Source organism: Candidatus Skiveiella danica (assembly GCF_022705245.1).
Classification (GTDB): Bacteria; Pseudomonadota; Gammaproteobacteria; order Burkholderiales; family Burkholderiaceae_C; genus Skiveiella; species Skiveiella danica.
Map to the genome: position 1 here is coordinate 76761 of NZ_JAKJEW010000003.1, position 19512 is coordinate 96272.

17 protein-coding genes, 2 tRNA genes and 1 pseudogene are annotated in these 19512 nt (G+C 66.6%); 12 read left to right on the forward strand and 8 right to left on the reverse strand.

The genetic code is table 11. The annotated features are described in order from the left end of the window. Positions 1-5: 5 nt before the first annotated feature. Positions 6-1163, forward strand: coding sequence for an AI-2E family transporter (locus ACMUOY_RS02645; RefSeq protein ID WP_413890807.1), 1158 nt, complete (start codon positions 6-8; stop codon positions 1161-1163). On the opposite strand, the gene ACMUOY_RS02650 is transcribed toward ACMUOY_RS02645, so the two are convergent. From ACMUOY_RS02650 to ACMUOY_RS02685, 8 genes are all read right to left on the reverse strand, one after another. Further along, on the reverse strand, positions 1146-2402 hold the full coding sequence (locus tag ACMUOY_RS02650) for a beta-ketoacyl-[acyl-carrier-protein] synthase family protein (protein ID WP_413890809.1): 1257 nt from the start codon (positions 2400-2402) through the stop codon (positions 1146-1148). The two genes, ACMUOY_RS02645 and ACMUOY_RS02650, sit on opposite strands and share 18 nt — an antisense overlap. After that, on the reverse strand, positions 2399-2689 hold the full coding sequence (locus ACMUOY_RS02655) for an acyl carrier protein (RefSeq protein WP_413890811.1): 291 nt from the start codon (positions 2687-2689) through the stop codon (positions 2399-2401). The genes ACMUOY_RS02650 and ACMUOY_RS02655 overlap by 4 nt, the downstream gene beginning before the upstream one ends. Further along, positions 2686-3936, reverse strand: a complete 1251-nt coding sequence (locus ACMUOY_RS02660) for an NAD(P)/FAD-dependent oxidoreductase (RefSeq protein WP_413890813.1) — start codon at positions 3934-3936, stop codon at positions 2686-2688. The genes ACMUOY_RS02655 and ACMUOY_RS02660 overlap by 4 nt, the downstream gene beginning before the upstream one ends. Beyond that, positions 3936-4673, reverse strand: a complete 738-nt coding sequence (locus tag ACMUOY_RS02665) for a hypothetical protein (protein ID WP_413890815.1) — start codon at positions 4671-4673, stop codon at positions 3936-3938. The genes ACMUOY_RS02660 and ACMUOY_RS02665 overlap by 1 nt, the downstream gene beginning before the upstream one ends. Next, a complete protein-coding gene (locus ACMUOY_RS02670) occupies positions 4673-5779 on the reverse strand; it encodes a 3-oxoacyl-[acyl-carrier-protein] synthase III C-terminal domain-containing protein (RefSeq protein ID WP_413890817.1) in 1107 nt (368 codons plus the stop codon). Before ACMUOY_RS02670 ends, ACMUOY_RS02665 begins: the two co-directional genes overlap by 1 nt. Positions 5780-5879: 100 nt before the next feature. Continuing rightward, a complete protein-coding gene (locus tag ACMUOY_RS02675) occupies positions 5880-6428 on the reverse strand; it encodes a hypothetical protein (protein WP_413890819.1) in 549 nt (182 codons plus the stop codon). Positions 6429-6638: 210 nt separating this feature from the next. Next, entirely contained in the window at positions 6639-7544 is a 906-nt protein-coding gene (locus ACMUOY_RS02680; protein WP_413891022.1) for a YihY/virulence factor BrkB family protein, read from the reverse strand. Positions 7545-7581: 37 nt separating this feature from the next. Then, positions 7582-8133, reverse strand: a complete 552-nt coding sequence (locus ACMUOY_RS02685) for an NADPH-dependent FMN reductase (protein WP_413890821.1) — start codon at positions 8131-8133, stop codon at positions 7582-7584. A gap of 399 nt (positions 8134-8532) precedes the next feature. Between ACMUOY_RS02685 and ACMUOY_RS02690 the strand changes: the two genes are divergently transcribed. The 11 genes and pseudogenes from ACMUOY_RS02690 (at position 8533) to ACMUOY_RS02740 (ending at position 19510) form a co-directional block, all read left to right on the forward strand. Continuing rightward, complete coding sequence (locus ACMUOY_RS02690; protein ID WP_413890823.1) at positions 8533-9918, forward strand: PQQ-dependent sugar dehydrogenase; 1386 nt, start codon at positions 8533-8535, stop codon at positions 9916-9918. A gap of 59 nt (positions 9919-9977) precedes the next feature. After that, positions 9978-10799 (forward strand): alpha/beta fold hydrolase, encoded by an 822-nt coding sequence (locus ACMUOY_RS02695; RefSeq protein ID WP_413890825.1) that lies wholly within the window; start codon positions 9978-9980, stop codon positions 10797-10799. Between the two features lie 74 nt (positions 10800-10873). After that, entirely contained in the window at positions 10874-13069 is a 2196-nt protein-coding gene (gene katG / locus ACMUOY_RS02700; RefSeq protein ID WP_413890827.1) for a catalase/peroxidase HPI, read from the forward strand. A gap of 53 nt (positions 13070-13122) precedes the next feature. Further along, a pseudogene (locus tag ACMUOY_RS02705) lies at positions 13123-14095 on the forward strand (IS5 family transposase). Between the two features lie 290 nt (positions 14096-14385). Beyond that, positions 14386-14462 (forward strand) — tRNA-Pro (locus ACMUOY_RS02710). Between the two features lie 40 nt (positions 14463-14502). Next, positions 14503-14579, forward strand: a tRNA-Arg gene (locus tag ACMUOY_RS02715). A 127-nt stretch (positions 14580-14706) separates the two neighbouring features. Then, positions 14707-15063: a PsiF family protein gene (locus ACMUOY_RS02720; protein WP_413890829.1), complete on the forward strand. Its 357-nt coding sequence runs from the start codon at positions 14707-14709 to the stop codon at positions 15061-15063. Positions 15064-15172: 109 nt separating this feature from the next. Further along, the gene (locus ACMUOY_RS02725; RefSeq protein ID WP_413890831.1) at positions 15173-17008 is read left to right on the forward strand and encodes a PhoX family protein; all 1836 of its coding nucleotides are present in this window, start codon (positions 15173-15175) and stop codon (positions 17006-17008) included. A 138-nt stretch (positions 17009-17146) separates the two neighbouring features. After that, positions 17147-17329, forward strand: coding sequence for a hypothetical protein (locus tag ACMUOY_RS02730; RefSeq protein ID WP_413890833.1), 183 nt, complete (start codon positions 17147-17149; stop codon positions 17327-17329). Positions 17330-17387: 58 nt separating this feature from the next. Beyond that, the gene (locus ACMUOY_RS02735; RefSeq protein WP_413890835.1) at positions 17388-18578 is read left to right on the forward strand and encodes an ABC transporter substrate-binding protein; all 1191 of its coding nucleotides are present in this window, start codon (positions 17388-17390) and stop codon (positions 18576-18578) included. Positions 18579-18646: 68 nt separating this feature from the next. Further along, positions 18647-19510 carry a branched-chain amino acid ABC transporter permease gene (locus ACMUOY_RS02740; protein WP_413890837.1) on the forward strand — a complete coding sequence of 288 codons (864 nt, stop codon included), beginning with the start codon at positions 18647-18649 and terminating at the stop codon, positions 19508-19510. The last annotated feature ends 2 nt before the right edge of the window (positions 19511-19512 follow it).

Genomic DNA, 19512 nt, shown 5'->3' on the forward strand with positions numbered 1-19512 from the left:
ACCCGATGAGCCATCCTGAAGGCAACCAGACGGCCTGGGCCGAGAACCGCGCGCGATGGCCGCTCCTGATTCTGGTCACGCTCGCCCTCGGCTGGATCCTGGAGCCGCTCTCCGGCACGATCCTGTGGAGCGCGATCATCGCCTTGCTGTTCGCACCGGTCTATCGCGGTCTGCTGGCCCGGATGCAACGGCGGCGCACGCTGGCAGCACTGGTCACCCTGACCATCGTGATCGTGATCGTCATCGTTCCCTTTGCGCTGCTCACGGCCTCTCTGGCCAACGAGGCGGCCACGGTCTACAAGCACATCGAGTCGGGCGAATGGAATGTGGCGCTCTACTTCCACCGGATCTTCGATGCCCTGCCAGACCCGGTGATGGCCCTGCTGGACCGCTTCGGCATGGCCGACTTCCCGACCTTGCAGCGCCGCCTGACGGCCGCGCTGGCGCAAGGCAGCCAGTTCATCGCCAAGAATGCCCTGAGCATCGGGCAGAACAGCTTTGGCTTCGTGGCCAGCCTGTTCATCATGCTGTACCTGGCGTTCTTCCTGATTCGCGACGGCGAGGGTGTGGCACGGGCCATCCGGCAGGCGATTCCACTGGCGCCCGCGCACAAGCGCGAACTGCTGGCCAAGTTCGCCACCGTGATCCGGGCCACCGTGAAGGGCGGACTGCTCGTGGCCGCGATCCAGGGGGCGCTGGGCGGCGTCGCATTCTGGTTCCTCGGGGTCAATGCGGCCCTGCTGTGGGCCGTGCTGATGGCTTTCCTGTCCCTGTTGCCCGCGGTGGGCGCAGCGCTGGTGTGGGGACCCGTGGCCATCTACCTTTTCATGACGGGCGCCATCTGGCAGAGCGTGGCACTGCTGGCCTGGGGCGTGCTGGTCATCGGCCTGATCGACAACCTGCTGCGCCCCGTTCTCGTCGGCAAGGACACCGGCATGCCTGATTACGTGGTCATGATCACGACCGTGGGGGGCATGGCGGTCTTCGGCATCAACGGGTTTGTCATCGGGCCGGCGATTGCCGCCATGTTCTTCGCGGTCTGGCACATCGAGGTCGCCACGCGCTCCGGTGTCCCGGCGGGCACGCCGGGCACGGACGGGACGCCCGTCGATGTGCCGCCTGGCGCGCCCAATGAACCGGCAGAATCAGGACCACCCCGATGACGGGGCGCGCGATGCCGAACCCAGCACCAGCACCGCATTCGTGCCACCGAAGGCAAACGAGTTCGACAACATCGTGTGCACCGTGAGGCCTTCGCGCGCGGCGTTGGCCACGCAATCGAGATCACACAGCGGGTCAGGCGCCTGCAGGTGCATGGTTGGCAAGGCGACGCCTTCCTGCATGGCCAGCAGGGACAGCACGCATTCAAGCGCCGCGGTGGCCCCCAGGAGGTGGCCGTGCATGGACTTGGTCGCACTGATGGGCACCTGATAGGCCCGCTGGCCAAGAACGGCCTTGATGGCGGCCGTCTCGACCGCATCATTCGCCGGTGTGCCGGTGCCATGGGCGTTGATGGCATCGATTGCCGAGGCCTCGATCGACGCCGATTGAAGCGCCGCCACCATCGCGGCAACCTGGCCTTCCACGCTGGGCCGGGTGATGTGGCCGACATCGGTGGCCAACCCGCACCCCAGGATCTCGCCATGAATCGGCGCACCCCGGGCCACGGCATGGTCCCAGGACTCCAGCACGAGCATGGCGGCGCCCTCGCCCAGCACCATGCCGCTGCGGTTCGCCGAAAACGGTTTGCACGAGCAAGACGGATCGACCGGATCCACGGCGGCCAGTGTGTGCAAGGCCTCCCACGCTTTCAGCGAGCCAAAGGTCAAGGGCGCCTCGGCGCCCCCGGCAATCGCCACGTCCAGCGCCCCATGGGCCACCCGCAGCCAGGCTTCACCGATCGCCACCGCCGACGAGGAACAGGCCGTTGAATAGGTCAGGGCAGGCCCGCGCAGGTCGTGTTCAATCCCGATCCAGGCCGCGGGCGCGTTGTGCATGCCCATCAGCACCGTGAACGGTTTGATCCGGTCCGAGCGGTCGCCATACAGCGTCTTGTACCCGTCGTCGCTGGTCTGGGAGGCGCCCATGCCGGTGCCCAAAAAGACACCGACCCGGCCACGATCGGCCTGTGGAAAGTCCGCTCGGGCATCGGCAACGGCCTGGCTGGCGGCCACCAGCGCGAACTGGCTGACGCGGTCGAGCATGCGAAGCTTCGGGGGCTCGAAGTGGTCCGCGCCGTTGAAGGATGCCGTGGCTGCCAGCGGTGCCGTCAGGCGATCGGTGAACGAGGCCTGCAGGCAATGAACGCCCGAGTGGCCGGCCCGCGCCTGCGCAAAGGCTTGCGATGCGCCGTTGCCCAGCGGCGAGACGACCCCCATGCCGGTGACCGCCACCCGCCTCATGCGGAGGGACGGGCCGGTTGCTCCAAGCCCATGCCGGTCGCCACGCCGGCCAGCGGCTTCGCGATGAGTTCGTCCAGGTAGCGAACCACATCACCCACCGTCTCCAGATCCACGGCTTCCGGTGGCAGCGTGATCCTGAGCTCGTCTTCGACGTTGAACAACAGCTCCGCCAGACCCAGAGAGTCGATCCCCAGGTCCTCCAGGGGCGCGGTCAGCGCCAGGGCTTCCGGCTGCAGCTGGTAGTCCCGCACCAGAATCGCGCACAGCTGTTCATAGGTTGTCGTCATGAGGTTCCCCTTGGATAGGTTGTTTGCATCGGCGTAAAAGGTGCCGGCACGCTGCGGGTCTTGCCGCCCCACCGGGCGCCCAGTGTCAGGACGGCGGGCCAGCCACTGACCACGGCGACAAGCGCCGCAGCGCCCCGCGGACGCATCGCCAGCTGCGCGAACGCCGAGGCCAGCCGCAGGCGCCGCGCGAAATGGTGGCGCCACTGCATGCAATAGCGGCGGCTGACCTCGCGCTGCCACGCCACGGCTGACAGTTCCGAGCGCCGCTCGCTGCGCAGCAGCTGTGCGCACAGCAGCGAGGCGGACTGCAGTGCCATGCTCATGCCCTCGCCGATGATCGGATGGGCCTCGCCGGCGGCATTGCCAATGCGCAGCAGCCCATCGGTGGCGCTCAGGCGAACGCCGGGGTCCAGGGGACCCGCCGACAGCCACGGCCCATCGCGAGAGGCCGGCCGCAAGGCCCGCTGCACGCCCCCACACGCCCGCCGCAGCATGGCTTCCACCACGTCCCCGGCCGCGCTGCCCGGCGACGCGGCCCGCCAGGCCTCCAGTCGATCACGCCGGACACAGCAGGCCACCGTGGTCACGCCGCCATCCGCCACCACCATGCCCCCGTAGCCGCCATCAAAACAGAGCACCGGCAGCAGGCCCTCCTGCAGCGCAGCACCGCGGAAGTTGGCCTTGAAGGCCAGCAGGTCGGCACCGCTGCGCTGGCCGCGCCGGTGCGGTCGCTCGGAAGGCAGCGACTCCCACGAGCCATGCGCGGCAATGGCCACGGGCGAGTGCAAGCTCAGGCTTGCGCCGGCATCCGCACCGCGGAGTTCGCAACGCCAGGCACCCGCGCCGCCTTCGAGGGCTTTGACGGTCCACGGCTGGAACACCTGGGCGCCAGCGGCCAGTGCCTCTTCCAGCAACAGGGTGTCAAGCGTTTCACGACCGAGCGCCCGGCCCCAGGCATAGCCCGGGTGTTCAGCGGCTGGCAGGTCGGCGGTGAGGGTGTGTTCACCGCACATCAGCGCGACCTGGCGCAGCTCCGGCCCCGCGGCGTCCTCGAACGCCGCGCCGATCCCCAACGCGTCGAGCAGTGGCCGGTTGCTGGCGGCCATGCACTCGCCACACACCTTGCGGCGGGGAAAGGCCTGCTTTTCCACCAGGGCCACCGACCAGCCGGCGCGTGCCAGCCAGATGGCCGCAGCCGATCCGGCGGGTCCGGCCCCGATGATGACGGCGTCAAAGCTGGTTTCCATCAGGTCACCTCGATCGGCTCGGCGCGGAAACAATGACTGAACAGGCCCGCCGAGGACTCCTGCGTCTGCCAGACATCCCCGACATCCGGCCACAAGGTTGTAAGCTCGTTGCCGCGAAAACCGGCCCTCACGCTCAGCACGGCGTCTACACGCGTCACCGGGCCTGCGCCAATGGCACCAACCAGGTGACTGCCGGCGAGTGCCACGCGTGCGCGGCGCGGCTCGCAGGCAAAGAAGCGTTCGCCCCGTGCCGCAATCGCGGCGAGCAACGCAGTGAGCCGACTCCCTTCAAAGTGATGCAGGAACAGGTTGGTCACGATCAGGTCCCAATGGGGCGCCTTGTCGCCGGATGCCTGGCTTTCGACAGGCCGGGCCAACCAATCGAAGACATCGGTGATGTCGGTCGAGACCGTCCATCCCAAGGCCGTGAAGCCGCGCAAGGTTTCGGGCGCAAGCAACGCCTGTGCATCAAGCAGCGTCAATTCGATCTTCGGCCAGCGCGCTGCGAGCGAACGCGCCACGCCGAGCATCAGGCTGCCGTCGCCAGCGCCAAGCTCAAGTACGCGCCGTAGCGGCATTTTTTGCCACGACGATGTCATGTCCTTCAAGGCGCGCACCACAACGGAACGTGTCCCCATGGCTCGGTGGACGCGCCGCAGGTCGCGGCGCGAGCGCAACGCGGCCGGATCGTCACTGGCCAGGCCGTCGAGCACTTCGGGGGCGACGATGCGGTTCATCACCGGCTCACCCGCAACAAGGCGCCATGGCAGCTGAATCCCGCGCCAAACGAGGACAGCCACCACCAGCCATCGGCTACATCGTCAGCCAGGGCTGCCTGCAGCACGAAATAGACAAACGCGCTGGACAGGTTGCCGTACTCTCGCAGCATGGCCGCGCTGTGCCGCAGCGCCTGCGGGTCAAGCCCGACTTCACGCTCCACGGCAAGCAACACGTCGCGCCCGCCGGCATGCAGGATCCAGGCACGCAGATCCGTCGTCTGCAGACCCGCGCGGCCCAGCACGGTATCGAGCACCTCGTGCGCGGCCTGGGCGGCCAGCCCCGGCACGGCGCGCGTCAGGATGTTGCGCAACATGCCGTCGCGCTGCTCGAACATCAGTGCCTTGCGTTGTCCGGGGTCGGTCCGAGTCGTGCTGTCAACCCACTCAATACGACGGGCGCCGGGTCGGGCCTGGCGCGACAGGACGGCCGCACCGGCACCGTCTCCGAACAGGCAGGCACTGATCAGAACACCCGGATCGTTGTCAAGGTACATGGCCGCACTGCTGACTTCGACACAGATCGACAGCACATGCTCGCAGGCGCCAGAGCCCAGCAATGCGCGGCCGAGCGAAAAATTCGGCAGCGCGGCGGCGCAGCCCTGCCCCACCAGGTCAAACCCCTGCACGTCACGCCGAAGGCCAAGACGCTCGATGACATGGCCTGAAAGCCCCGGACGCAGGTAGCCGGTGCACGTGCTGATGACCACGGCGCCGATGTCACCGGGTGTCAGCCCGGCGTCGGCCAGCGCGCGTTGGCCGGCATCCGCCGCCAGCGCGGGCGCATGGGCCAGAAAGCGCTGGCTCAACGTGTTGGGGTCGATCGTGAAGACCTCCGCCAGCGAGCCCACGGCCAGCCGCCGGGCCTCGATGCCATTGTCTCGCTGCAACACCGTGCGCGCGACGAAATGCGCGCGCGCATCGAGCCGGCCATACCAGTCGGACTGTTCAAATGCGTCCAGGCATTCGGCCTTGGTGTAACGAGCGGGCGGGGTGGCGGTACCCACGCCACGAAAGTACATGGAGGATGGCGCGGCCATGGCCCCTGGAGATTGCGTGAGGTGCATCGGAAAAAGCCTTGTCAAGAAGCCAGCCGGTCGGGAAAAGAGGTCAGCCTCAGACGCACGAGAGCGCGGTCGTCAAGGCAGTGGCTGGCCAGGAGGGCACCTAGGCGGCGACCACGTCTCTGACATCGCCGACCGATGCCCCGATGACCTCCCGGGCGATCGCGGTCTCCTGCGCCGTGCGGGTCTCGGCGACCAGCACGATCTGACCTTGTGAAACCGCATCGCGCACCATGTCGGACAGCCAGCTGTCCTTCATGTCATCGCCGGATGCGCCCGCGGCCCGAGGATCGGCCGTTGCACCGGCCGTGGCGCCGACCACGCCGCCGATCGCCGCACCCCATCCCAGCATTGCCAGCGGCGCGATCAGCGGACTGGCGATGAACAGCGTCACGTTCGCCGCCACCAGCGCAACCTCCGCCAGGGCGCCCAGGCCGGTACCCACCGCGGTTCCGATGGCGCCGTCCACCAGCACGTCTTTCAGCACAGCGTTGCTGTCTCCTTTCGGCATCGGCGCGGACGGTACCTCGTCGGTTTCATAGATACGCAACTGTGCGGGTGGCAGGCCCCGCACGACCAGTTCGTCCCGCGTGGCCCTCGCCTCGTCGCAAACAGCAAAGAAGCCTGAAACATGGTGGCTGGTCTGATTCACGGGGTACCCCTTGATGGAGCCGGTCCGCGACCAGCCATGCCTGAATCTAGGGCCCGATCCCCGTCGGGTCTGTGCAGTGCCGCACGTCTTGCGCCGGGGCTCGCCCGCGCACAGACGCGCAACCGGCGCCCCCTGAGGTCAACGTTGCTGCGTGCGGTCCCTGTCCGGATGGACGCAGACGGACATTTCATTGAAGGCTTGTCATGACGGTCATCCCAGCGCCCCGGGCAGACCCGCACGGGATGGGCCCGGGAGTTCTGCGGGCTTGCGGGAACCGAAGGCGTTGGCATAAGCCCAGGTGAACTCCGCGCCGATCAGGAAAATCTGCGCCGAGTAGTACACCCACAGCAACACCACCACCAGCGAGCCGGCGGCACCAAAGCCCGAGACCACCCCGCTGCGCCCGAGGTAGACGCCGATGAGCGACTTGCCCAAAGTGAAGAGCACGGCAGTAAACAACGCGCCGATCCACACATCTTTCCATTGCACGCGCACGCGCGGCATGACCTTGTAGATCAACGCAAAGGTGACCGCCACCAGCACAAAGCCACCGATGGCGCTGGCGGCCGAGGCCACCGCGAGCCAGCCGCCGAAGACCGGCTCCAGCCATCGCCCCATAAGCGCCAGGGTGGCGCTGACGACCAGCGACACGGTCAGCAGGAAGCCGATCGCCAGAATCATGCCGAACGAGAGCAGGCGCGCGCGAACCAGGCTGAACCAGCCTCCGGGCCGCGACGGCGTGGGTGCCCGCCAGATGCGGTCCAGCGCGTCCTGCAGTTCGCTGAACACCGTGGTCGCCCCTACAAACAGGAGCACCGCGCCGAGCACCGTGGCAGCAACCCCCTCGGCCGGTTTGTGCACACTGGCCAGCAGGCCCTGCACGGCCTGTGCGCCCCCTTCGCCCATCAGCGAACGCAGCTGCGCCGAAATCTCGCCGCGTGCGGCATCCTCGCCGAAGACCAGCCCGGCCACCGCAATCACGATCAACAGCAGGGGCGCCAGCGAGAACAGCGTGTAATAGGCCAGCGCGGCGCCCATGCTCAAGGCGTAGTCGTCGAGCCAGGAGCGACTCATCTGCCTGAGCATGATCCACCATGCATCCAGGCTCAACGGCATGGAACCAGCCACGGCTGCTTGTCCTTCGGCGTGTCCGTCAGGCCGCGTGCTTCTTCACCCAGGTGACATAGCGGTCCATCCAGCTTTGCAGGAACTTCCGGCTGTCGTCACCCAGGCTCCCGTCCGCCTTGAAAAGCTCTTCCGTCGCCTTGATAAAGACTTCGGGCTGGCCCAGGGTCGGAACATCCAGGTACGACAGGATGTTGCGCAGGTGCTGCTGGGCCATGGCCGTGCCCATCGCGCCGACGGAAACGCCCATCACGCCGGCCGGCTTGCCGGTCCAGGCACTTTTGCCGTACGGGCGCGAGGCGTGGTCCAGCGCATTCTTGAGGACGCCAGGGATGGAGCGGTTGTATTCGGCGGTGACAAACAGCAGGCCCTGGGCGGCGGTGATCTCGGCCTTCATTCGCTTCACGGAATCCGCCTGGTTGGCGTCATCGTCCTGGTTGTAGAGCGGCAGGTCACCGATCTCCACGTGCCTGAACGAAAAGTCCGGCGGCGCCAGCAAGGCCACGGCACTGGCCAGCTTGCGGTTGAAGGAATCGCGACGAAGGCTGCCGACGAGGACGGCAATCTGGAACTGGGACATGGATCTCTCCTGCACATCAATAGGGCACCGTGGCGCCGGGACCCGAATCCTGTCGCGCAAACCGCCGAAGCGCTGTGCGATGGCGCACACAGGGCCTCTCAGAAGATCCTGCTTTGATAGCATGAAATGACCATTTTACGATGGGAAATAGCCAATCTACCCCTGAAAATCGGATCCGAGCCGATGGCCGCGATGCAGAAGGCACCGCAGCACCTGCTGCCGACACACCAAGGACCGTGCGCGGCCCCCCGGCGCATTCGCGCCATGTTCGCCAGGGCACAGATCGGCGCGGCAACCCGCCCTACGCTGGCGGATCGCCCGGTGAGGCCCGAGCACACCATCGGTCCCGCCCGTCTGCCCGCTTTCCACGACCCGCCCATCCGTTCCCGAGGACCGCCCATGCCCGCTCCGACCGCCGCCAGATTGGCCACAGGCTTCCCCCGCCCGGGCCGCGGCCGTCCACATGCAGCCGCCTGCGCCCTGGGCCTGCTGCTCCTGGCCCTCGGGGGCTGCGGCGAGATGGCCACGCTGTCGGTTGCCGACGGCACCGGGCCCCGCCCGACCCTGCCGGCCCCCACGTCCAGGCTGATTCCCACCGTGAACATCGCGCCGGCGGTGGGCTGGCCGCCCGGCGCCACGCCCGAGCTTGCGCCGGGCACCCGGGTCAATGCCTTTGCCGCCGGTCTGGCCCATCCGCGCTGGCTGCTGGTGCTGCCCAATGGCGATGTGCTGGTGGCCGAGACCAACGCGCCGCCCAAGCCCGACGACGCGACCGGCATCAAGGGCTGGATCATGGGCCTGGTGATGGCACGCGCCGGGGCGGCCGTCCCCAGCGCCAACCGGATCACCCTGCTGCGCGACACCGACGGCGACGGGGTGGCGGATCGGCGCTCGGCGTTCCTGGAGGGGCTGCACTCGCCCTTTGGCATGGCGCTGGTGGGCAGCACCCTGTATGTCGCCAACTCCGACGCGGTGCTGGCATTCCCGTATGCCACGGGCGACCTGCGCATCACGGTGCCGGGCCGGCGCGTGATCGAATTGCCGGCCGGGCCGATCAACCACCACTGGACGAAAAGCCTGATCGCCAGCCCGGACGGCACCAGGCTTTACGTGACGGTGGGCTCGAACAGCAACGTGGCCGAACGCGGCATGGCGGTGGAGGCCGAACGCGCCGCCATCTGGGAGGTCGACCTGCGCAGCGGGGCCCATCGCCTGTTTGCCACCGGCCTGCGCAACCCGAACGGCATGGCTTGGGAGCCGACCACCGGCGCCTTGTGGACCGTGGTGAACGAGCGCGACGAGCTGGGCAGCGACCTGGTGCCTGACTACCTGACCTCGGTGCGCGACGGCGGCTTCTATGGGTGGCCGTACAGCTATTTCGGCCAGCACATCGATGCCCGGGTGACGCCACAGCAACCCGAGCTGGTGGCAAAAGCACTCGTGCCCGACTACGCGCTGGGGCCACACACCGCCTCGCTCGGCCTGGCTTCGTCCACCGGCACGACGCTGCCACCACCCTTTGCCCACGGCATGTTCATCGGGCAGCACGGCTCGTGGAACCGCCAGCCGCACAGCGGCTACCAGGTGGTGTTCGTGCCGTTTGCCCGCGGCCAGCCTGCGGGCCCGCCCGTCGCGCTGCTGACCGGCTTTCTCAGCGCACAGGGCAGCGCCTATGGGCGCCCGGTCGGCGTGGCGCTGGACCGGCAAGGCGCTCTGCTGGTGGCTGACGACGTGGGCAATGTGATCTGGCGCGTCAGCGCCACACGGCCGGCTTCCGCCCCCTGAGCGACAACCCCTTTCGTGCCACACCCAACGATTTCACTCCCCCAACAAGGACCCGCATCATGCACCACATCACCACCCCGGACAACACCCGCCTGTACTTCAAGGACTGGGGCGCCGGCCGCCCGGTCATCCTGATCCACGGCTGGCCGCTGTCGGCCGACAGCTGGGACGACCAGGCCCTGGCCATCGCCGAGGCCGGCCACCGCGTCATTGCCTACGACCGGCGCGGCTTTGGCCGGTCGTCGCAGCCCTGGAGCGGCTACGACTACAACACCCTGTCCGACGACCTGGCCGAGGTGATCCGGCAGACCGGCGCGACCGACGCCACGCTGATCGGCTTTTCGATGGGCGGCGGCGAAGTCGCCCGCTATATGTCGCGCCACAACGGCCAGTCGGTGATCAAGGCGGCGCTGGTGTCGTCGGTGCTGCCGTTCCGGCTGCAGACGGCCGACAACCCGGGCGGCACCGAGCAAGGCGCCTTCGACCAGACGGCGCAGGCCCTGCGGGACGACCGGGCCCGCTTCTTCACCGGCTTCTTCGAGAAATTCTTCGGCGTCAGCGCCACTGCGTGGCCGGTGAGCGACGAACTGCTGCAATGGGCGCGCGGCGTCGCGATGCAGGCCAGCCTGCGGGCCACGCTCGAATGCCTGAAGTCGTTCTCCAGCACCGACTTCCGGGGCGACCTGCCGGCCTTCACCATGCCCACGCTGCTCATTCACGGCACCGCGGACCAGACAGTGCCGATCGACGCCTCGGCACGCGCCGCCCTGCCGGGTCTCGCCCACGGCGCCCTGATCGAGTACGAGGGCGCGCCCCACGGCCTGTTCGCCACCGACAAGGCGCGGCTGACCCGCGACCTGCTGGCCTTCCTGGCTGACTGAGGCCGGCGTGCGCCGGCCCCTTCCGCGCGTGACTGAGCCGCGCCGTCCCTTTCAAACCGCCTGAGGAACACCCCATGTCCGATGAATCCCGTTGCCCCTTCCCCGGCGCAGCCCGCCCCCAAAGCCTGGCTGACGCCCCGACCAATGCAGGCTGGTGGCCGAACCAGCTGAAGCTCGACAGCCTGCGCCCACACGGCGGCTCGAACCCGTTGGGCCCGGCGTTCAACTACGCCGAGGCCTTCCAGCGCCTGGACCTGGACACCGTGATCCGCGACCTGCACGCCCTGATGACCGACTCGCAGGCCTGGTGGCCGGCGGACTATGGCCACTACGGCCCGTACTTCATCCGCATGGCCTGGCACAGCGCCGGCACCTACCGCATCGCCGATGGCCGCGGCGGTGCGGGCTCCGGGGCGCAGCGGTTTGCGCCGCTGAACAGCTGGCCCGACAACGTGAGCCTGGACAAGGCGCGCCGCCTGATCTGGCCGATCAAGCAGAAGTACGGCCGCAACCTGTCCTGGGCCGACCTCATCGTGCTGACCGGCACCGTGGCGCTGGAATCGATGGGCCTGAAGACCTTCGGCTTCGCCGGCGGTCGCGCCGACATCTGGGAACCCGAAGACGATGTCTACTGGGGCTCCGAACGCGAGTGGCTGGGTGATGAGCGCCACAGCGGCGAGCGCCAGCTGGACAACCCGCTGGCCGCGGTGCAGATGGGCCTGATCTACGTGAACCCGGAAGGGCCCAATGGCCACCCCGACCCGCTCGGCTCCGCGCGCGACGTGCGGGAGACCTTCGCACGCATGGCCATGAACGACGAGGAGACCGTGGCCCTCACCGCCGGCGGACACACCTTCGGCAAATGCCATGGCGCCGCCGACCCGCGCCAATACGTCGGCCCGGAACCCGAGCGCGCCGGCATCGAGGAGCAAGGGCTCGGCTGGAAGAGCAGCTTTGGCAGCGGCTGCGGCGCCGACGCCATCGGCAGCGGCCTGGAAGGTGCCTGGACGCCCAGCCCGATCCGGTGGGACAACAGCTACTTCGAAACCCTGTTCGGCCACGAATGGGTCCTGACGAAAAGCCCGGCCGGCGCGCACCAGTGGACGCCCGCCGACCCCGCCGCAAAAGACCTGGTACCAGACGCCCAGGATCCGGCGCGCCGACACGCCCCGATGATGAGCACCGCCGACATGGGCCTGCGCATGGACCCGGTCTATGAGCCAATCTCACGCCGTTTCATGGCCAACCCGCCCTCACTGGCTGACGCGTTCGCACGCGCCTGGTTCAAGCTGACGCACCGCGACATGGGCCCGCGCACCCGCTACCTCGGGCCGCTGGTACCCAAGGAAGAGTTGATCTGGCAGGACCCGATCCCCGCGGTGGACCATCCGCTGGTGGATGCGCACGACCTCCCCGTCCTGAAAACCCGACTCCTCGCCAGCGGCCTGACCATTGCCCAGCTCGTGAGGACGGCCTGGGCGTCGGCGGCGACCTTTCGCGGCAGCGACAAGCGCGGCGGCGCCAATGGTGCACGCATCCGCCTGGCGCCGCAGAAAGACTGGGCGGTCAACCAGCCGGCCGAGCTGGCTGCCATCCTGCAGACGCTGCAAGCCATCCGGAACGACTTCAACGCGGCCCAGTCCGGCGGCAAGAAGATCTCGCTGGCCGACCTGATCGTGCTGGGCGGTGGTGCCGCGGTCGAGGCCGCGGCGAAGCAGGCGGGGGTCGAGGTGACGGTGCCCTTCTCGCCCGGGCGCATGGACACCTCACAGGCGCAAACCGACGTGGCCTCGTTTGCCGTGCTGGAGCCCACTGCCGACGGGTTCCGCAACTACCTGCAGCCTGGCCTCGACGGGTCGCCCGGCGAGCGGCTGGTGAACCGCGCCGCCCTGCTGACCCTGAGCGCGCCCGAGATGACCGTGCTGCTCGGTGGCCTGCGCGCCCTGGGCGCCAACGCCGGGCAGTCCCCGCACGGCGTGTTCACCCACCGCCCCGACACCCTGAGCAACGACTTCTTCGTCAACCTGCTCGACATGGGCACGGCCTGGCAGCCGTCGGCCACCACGTCAGGCGTGTACGAGGGGCGCGCCCGGACCACGGGCGAGCTGCGCTGGACGGGCACAGCGGTGGATCTGATCTTCGGCTCCAACGCCCAGCTGCGCGCGGTGGCGGAGGTCTACGCGAGCGACGACGCGCTGCCGCTGTTCGTGCAGGACTTTGTCGCCGCCTGGGCGAAGGTGATGAACCTGGACCGCTTCGATCTGCCGTGACTTAAGGCAACGCTGAATAGGTCCATGCTCAGGGGGTCGAGCGTGGTATGGCGATGAAACTACAGAACCTGGCGATGGCCACCGATCAACGTTCGGCATATGAGCACTACCGCAAGCCCACACGGCGCGACGAAGTCCCCAATACTATGAATGCCATCGTACCGTGGGCAGCACTTTGCGAGTTCATGAAGCCCCATTACCCAAGGCCGGCAACGGGCGCCCGCCCATCGGTCTGGAGCGCCTGTTGCGCATCCACTTCATCCAGCACTGGTTCACCCTGGCGCACCTGGCATGCGAGGAGGCGCTCTACGGCGGCTCCAGCCTGCACCGCTTCGTGGGAATCGATCTGGGCCGCGAGCCCATGCCCGATGGCACAACCTTGCTAAAGTCCTGTCGACTGCTCAATGAGCACAAACTGGGCGAAGCCCGGTTTGCCAAAATCGGGCAGGAGTTGCAGGCGCGAAGCTCCAAGGTCAACACCGGCACCATCGTGGATGCCACCATCATCGACGCCCCAAGCTCCGCCAAGAACGCCGACAAGGCAAGGGATCCCGAGATGCACCAGATCCGCAAGGGTTAACAATGGTATTTCGGCATGTAATTGCATATTGGTGCGGACAGTCAATTGGGCATGCCGCACAGCACCGTTTTCACGGCCGCCAACGTACATGACAAACACCCGATGCCTGACTTGTTGCACGGCAACGAGACAAGGGTCTACGGTGACTCGGCGTATGCCAGCCAGAAGGTGCTAAACGAGGGCAAGGCGCCCTAGGCACGGGACTTCACGAATCAGCGTGCCCGGCGAGGCGGCATCGTTGATGAAGCGGTGCGGGCAAAGAACCGCAACAAGTCGCGCATCCGCTCGCGGATGGGGCACGGGTTCGGCGTGGTAAAGCGGTTGTAGGGCTTTGGCAAAGTGCGCTACCGCGGTCTTGCCAAGAACGCGATGCGTGCGTTTACGCCTTGGCGTTGGCCAACCTATACCTTGGCCGACACCGATTGATGGCAGAGGTACGCCCATAAGGGAGGCAAACAGGCCGAAAGGATGGAAGCCAGACCCGATAGCCCTTCGGAGATGCCGGTCTGAGGCGCTTTTTAGTCGAATCAGGTCGTCATGAATCCGAACAGTGGTTTTGACGGGGCTTGTTCGGCATACCCCTGACACCATGGGCCGGGACACGACCTCATGTTGCGTGTGACCGCCATCTACATGTATCCAACTGCAAGCGAACAACTCCCTGTGGCGTCACCCGACACAACTGGTAAAGACACTCGGACTTCAGACCCGCTACGGGGTAGAATAACAGGCTTGTCGGAGCGTAGCGCAGTCTGGTAGCGCATCTGGTTTGGGACCAGAGGGTCGTAGGTTCGAATCCTATCGCTCCGACCATCGAATCAACAAAGGCCCGCTCAGTGGGCCTTTCAACCATCTGCCCGTAGCTCAACTGGATAGAGCAACGGCCTTCTAAGCCGTAGGTCGGGGGTTCGAGTCCCTCCGGGCAGGCCAACTGCACCCGTTGCGCGACAAGTGGATGCCCAACGCGCCGGGCATACAGTGCACGACCCCAGCCATTGCCAACATAGAATGCCGCAGGCGCCGGATGGGCCTGCGCCACTTTCCCAGGAGCCTTCTCATGCAAAAGATTCTGATTGCCATCGCTGCAACCCTGTTCGTCACCGGCGCGGCCCACGCCGCTGAAACCTGCGAGGCGCAGGCCACGGCGAAGAAACTGGCCGGCGCCGCCAAGACTTCGTTCATGAAGAAGTGCGAAGGCGATGCCAAGGCCTCGGACGCAGCCGCAGCCTGCGAGGCCCAGGCGAAAGAGAAGAAACTGGCTGGAGCGGCCAGCACCAGCTTCCTGAAGAAGTGCGAAGCCGATGCAAAGACCACCACTGCCGCCACTGCCTGCGAGGCACAAGCCGCTGAGAAGAAGCTCGCCGGCGCGGCCAAGACCAGCTTCGTGAAAAAGTGCGCCGCTGACGCCAAGTAAACGCTTCGGCAGGTCGGGCTCCGCACTGGTTCCGGCGGTGCCCCACCGCACCCTGACCGGGACGCGTGGTGCCTGCTCTATTGCATGCATCCCGCATTGAGCCACACCTATGGAACACGTTCGCCAGCATCCGGATCGACGATTGGTCCTCCAGTCGGCCATGGCGGCCGTGGTGGCCATGATGGGCCCGGTCGGGTATGCCGGAACATCGAGACCGCCCCTGGGTTTCACGGCAGTGCCCGCGTCACTGCGGGATGCTGTGGTCGTGCCACCGGAGTACGAATACCACGTGCTCTACCGTTGGGGCGACCCCACCGGCATCGGCTCCTCGCTGCCGGCTTTCAGGCCGGATGCCTCCAACACGGCGGACGATCAGGCCTTGCAAGCCGGCATGCACCACGATGGCATGCATTTTTTCCCGCTGGGAAGTGACGGGCGCCGCGCCTTGCTGGTGCTCAATCACGAATACACCGATGAGCACCAGCTTCACGCCGACGGCGCAGCCCCCCTGACCGCGGCCAAGGTGCGCAAGTCCCAGCACGCGGTTGGCGTCTCCGTGATTGAGATCGAACGTTTGCCCTCCGGCTGGCGCCAGGTGCTGCCCTCGGGCTACGCACGCCGCATCCATGCGCGCACCCCCATGCACATCGCCGGGCCGGCGGCGGGCAGCGCGCTCCTGCAGACAGCCGCCGATCCGAGCGGCCGGGAGGTACTGGGAACCCTGGCCAACTGCGCCATGGGCGTCACGCCATGGGGCACTTACCTGACCTGCGAAGAGAATTTCCACGGCTACTTTGGTGCCGACAAAAGCCGGGGCGGAACCAGCGACGCTGCGGCCCGACGTTATGGCACGACGCCGGGCGGCCAGTGGGTGGACTGGTACCGGTTCGATGAGAGTTTTGACGTGCTGAAGCATCCGAACGAGTCCCATCGATTCGGCTGGGTGGTCGAAATCGACCCGATGGATCCGGCCTCCACGCCCATCAAGCGCACGGCACTGGGCCGCAAGTGCACGGAAAGCGCCACCTGCACGCTGACGCGCGATGGCCGCGTCGCGGTCTACATGGGCGACGACGCACGATTCGAATTCATCTACAAGTTCGTCAGTCGCGACCGGGTGCGCCCCGGCGGCTATGCAGCGAATCGTGACCTGCTCGACCACGGAACCCTGTACGCCGCCCGCTTCGATGCCAGCGGCCAGGGTGCCTGGCTTGAACTGACGAACGGCGATAACGGCCATGCTGATCAGGCGGAAGTGCTCGTTCACGCACGCCTGGGCGCCAGTGCGCGCGGAGCGACGCCGATGGACCGACCCGAATGGGTAGCCATCCATCCCCGCACTGCAGAGGTGTTTGTCAGTCTGACCAACAACAGCCAGCGCGGCGCGCCGGGACGCCCGGCAGTGGACGCGGCCAATCCGCGCGCCAACAACCTGGGTGGCCACATCATGCGCTGGACCGAGGCCGGCGCAGACGCAGCCGCGACCACTTTCACCTGGAGCCACTTCGTTCTGGCCGGTGACCCGGCCGTACCTGGCACCGATGCGCGCTACCCTTCCCCCCAGGCCGATGCGTTCGGCGCGCCCGACGGCTTGCATTTCGACAGCGCGGGCCTGCTCTGGATCCAGACCGACATGAGTGGACAAGCCATCGGCAAGGGCACCTACGCGAACCTGGGCAACAACGCCCTGCTCTGCGCCGACCTGGCCACGGGCTCGATCAAAAGATTCCTGACCGGCCCCAACGGAAGCGAAATCACGGGGTGCGTGGTCACCCCGGATCGCTCAACGCTGTTCGTGAACATCCAGCACCCCGGCGAAACCAGCGATTCGGGTGGAGCGCGCGCCAACAGCGCGTGGCCTGATGGATCAGAACCGGGATCCGCCCGTCCCCGCTCCGCGATCGTGGCGGTGCGCCGGCGCAACGGAGGGGCCGTCGGCACTTGATTTCAAGCTAAATTTGCCATTTCCCAGCGTCGGATGGACCGAAATAGCTATCATACTTATAGCAAAAAATTTGTCCCGACTTGCACTATATTTCACATATAGTACGAGTCAGCACTTTATTGCTTTTTTTCAGCCTGCATGAAGCTTCATATCCTGGTGGGCAGCGTCACCCACATCGCCGCATCCGTCGCACAGGCCATTCAGTTGGACAGCGCGGATCGGGCCGCCGCCATCGATGTGCCAGAAGGACAAGGCGTGGCGTGGGCCCGACATGGGCTCCCGGCGGCCGTCCCGGCTTTCAACACCTCGGGTAAGCCATAGGGTGCGGAACCACCGATTTCCGATAAATTACTTTAAGCCTAAACAAAAGGAGACTTCCATGTCCAGTTCCCGCCGCCTCGTCCTGTCCCGCAGCGCGACCCTGATCGCCGCCGCATCCACCGGTCTTCTGCTGCCCGAGATCGTGCGTGCCCAAGGCGCCAAGGTCCGCATCGGCCTCATGCTGCCCTACACGGGCACCTTCGCCCAACTGGGTGTGGCCATCGAGAACGGCCTTCGCCTGGCCATCGACGAACAGGGCGGCAAGCTGGGCGGCCGCGAAATCGAATGGTTCAAGGTCGACGACGAATCCGATCCGTCCAAAGGCGTGGAAAACGCGACCAAGCTGGTGCAGCGCGACAAGGTGGACGTGATCATCGGCACCGTGCATTCGGGCGTACAGATGGGCATCCACAAGGTGGCCCGCGACACCGGCGTGCTGACCCTGATCCCCAACGCCGGGGTACATGCCGCCACACGTGCGCTGTGCGCGCCCAACGTCTTCCGCACCAGCTTCACCAACAGCCAGCCGACACTGGCGCTGGGCAAGGTTCTGGTGGACAAAGGCCTGAAGAAGGCCGTCTGGATCACCTGGAAATACGCAGCGGGCGACGAAGCCTTCGAGGGCTTCAAGGAGAGCTACACCAAGGCCGGCGGCACCATCGTCAAGGAACTCGGCCTGCCCTTCCCCAACGTGGAGTTCCAGGCCTTGCTGACCGAGATCGCCGCGATCAAGCCCGACGTCGTGGTCTGCTTCTTTGCCGGCGGCGGCGCGGCCAAGTTCATCAAGGACTACGCAGCAGCCGGCCTGAAAGGCAAGATTCCGCTGTATGGCTCCGGCTTCCTGACCGAGGGCGTGCTGGACGCCGCGGGGCCGGCCGCCGATGGCATTGTCACGACCATGCACTACAGCGACTCGCTCGACACCGCGCGCAACAAGAAATTCCGCCTCGACTACGCCAAGACCTACAAGAGCCAGCCCGACGTGTATGCGGTGCAGGGCTACGACACGGGCTTGCTGCTGATCCAGGGCGCCAACGCCGTCAAGGGCGACCTCAATGCCAAGCCGGCGCTCTACAAGGCCATGGAGGGTGCCGTCATTGACAGCCCGCGCGGCAAGTGGACCATGAGCAAGGCCCACAACCCGGTGCAGGACATCTACCTGCGCGTGGTCGAGAACAAGGAAAACAAGGTCATTGGTGTCGCAGCCAAGGCGCTCTCCGATTCGGGCGCCGGCTGCAAGATGGGCTGAGGCACGACCCGACAGCTCTAGTGGAACTGAAGCGGCGGACTTTCTCCGCCGTTTTTCTTGACCCCCCGATGGACTTCGCCAATCTCCTCATCCAGATCCTGAACAGTGTCCAGTACGGCCTGGTGCTTTTCATGCTGGCCGCCGGTCTGACCCTGATCTTCGGCATCATGGGCGTGGTCAACCTGGCGCATGGCAGCTTCTACATGCTGGGCGCGTATCTGGCGTATTCGCTCTCCGGCTTGTTCGGCAGCCTGACGCTGGCCATCCTGGGCGGCGCGGTGCTGTCGGTCGTGTTCGGCCTGGCGCTCGAATGGCTGCTGTTTCGCCACTTCTACCAGCGCGACCACCTGGACCAGGTGCTGCTGACCTTCGGCCTGATCTACATCTTTGAAGAAGTGCGCTCCATGCTTTGGGGCGACGACGTGCACGGCGTGCCGATCCCGGACTTCCTGGGGGCCTCGATCCCGCTGACCGACACCCTGTCCTATCCCGTGTACCGGCTCTTCATGTCCGGTGTGTGCATCGTGCTGGCCATCGGCCTGTACCTGCTGATCTCGAAAACACGGCTGGGCATGAAGATCCGCGCCGGCGCGTTCAACCGCGACATGACCGAGTCGCTGGGCATCAACATCAAGCTGATCCACGCCATCGTCTTCGCACTCGGCGTGGCGCTCGCGACCGTGGCCGGCATGGTCGCGGCGCCGATTTCCAGCGTCTACCCCAACATGGGCTCGCAGGTGCTGATCATGTGCTTCGTAGTGGTGGTGATCGGCGGCATCGGCTCGGTGCGCGGCGCGCTCATCTCCGCCCTGCTGGTCGGCCTGGTTGACACCTTCGGCAAGGTGCTGTTGCCACAGGTCTCGGGCATGCTGGTCTACATGCTGATGGCGGCCGTGCTGCTCTGGAAGCCTGAGGGCCTGTTCAAGCAATAACC

Coding starts and splice junctions, on each gene's coding strand:
- ACMUOY_RS02725 (WP_413890831.1), top strand. CDS start 15,173: ATGGAACACGTTCGCCAGCATCCGGATCGACGATTGGTCCTCCAGTCG.
- ACMUOY_RS02735 (WP_413890835.1), top strand. CDS start 17,388: ATGTCCAGTTCCCGCCGCCTCGTCCTGTCCCGCAGCGCGACCCTGATC.
- ACMUOY_RS02680 (WP_413891022.1), bottom strand. CDS start 7,544: ATGCCGTTGAGCCTGGATGCATGGTGGATCATGCTCAGGCAGATGAGT.
- ACMUOY_RS02740 (WP_413890837.1), top strand. CDS start 18,647: ATGGACTTCGCCAATCTCCTCATCCAGATCCTGAACAGTGTCCAGTAC.
- ACMUOY_RS02685 (WP_413890821.1), bottom strand. CDS start 8,133: ATGTCCCAGTTCCAGATTGCCGTCCTCGTCGGCAGCCTTCGTCGCGAT.
- katG (WP_413890827.1), top strand. CDS start 10,874: ATGTCCGATGAATCCCGTTGCCCCTTCCCCGGCGCAGCCCGCCCCCAA.
- ACMUOY_RS02695 (WP_413890825.1), top strand. CDS start 9,978: ATGCACCACATCACCACCCCGGACAACACCCGCCTGTACTTCAAGGAC.
- ACMUOY_RS02660 (WP_413890813.1), bottom strand. CDS start 3,936: ATGGAAACCAGCTTTGACGCCGTCATCATCGGGGCCGGACCCGCCGGA.
- ACMUOY_RS02670 (WP_413890817.1), bottom strand. CDS start 5,779: ATGCACCTCACGCAATCTCCAGGGGCCATGGCCGCGCCATCCTCCATG.
- ACMUOY_RS02650 (WP_413890809.1), bottom strand. CDS start 2,402: ATGAGGCGGGTGGCGGTCACCGGCATGGGGGTCGTCTCGCCGCTGGGC.
- ACMUOY_RS02690 (WP_413890823.1), top strand. CDS start 8,533: ATGCCCGCTCCGACCGCCGCCAGATTGGCCACAGGCTTCCCCCGCCCG.
- ACMUOY_RS02655 (WP_413890811.1), bottom strand. CDS start 2,689: ATGACGACAACCTATGAACAGCTGTGCGCGATTCTGGTGCGGGACTAC.
- ACMUOY_RS02730 (WP_413890833.1), top strand. CDS start 17,147: ATGAAGCTTCATATCCTGGTGGGCAGCGTCACCCACATCGCCGCATCC.
- ACMUOY_RS02720 (WP_413890829.1), top strand. CDS start 14,707: ATGCAAAAGATTCTGATTGCCATCGCTGCAACCCTGTTCGTCACCGGC.
- ACMUOY_RS02665 (WP_413890815.1), bottom strand. CDS start 4,673: ATGAACCGCATCGTCGCCCCCGAAGTGCTCGACGGCCTGGCCAGTGAC.
- ACMUOY_RS02645 (WP_413890807.1), top strand. CDS start 6: ATGAGCCATCCTGAAGGCAACCAGACGGCCTGGGCCGAGAACCGCGCG.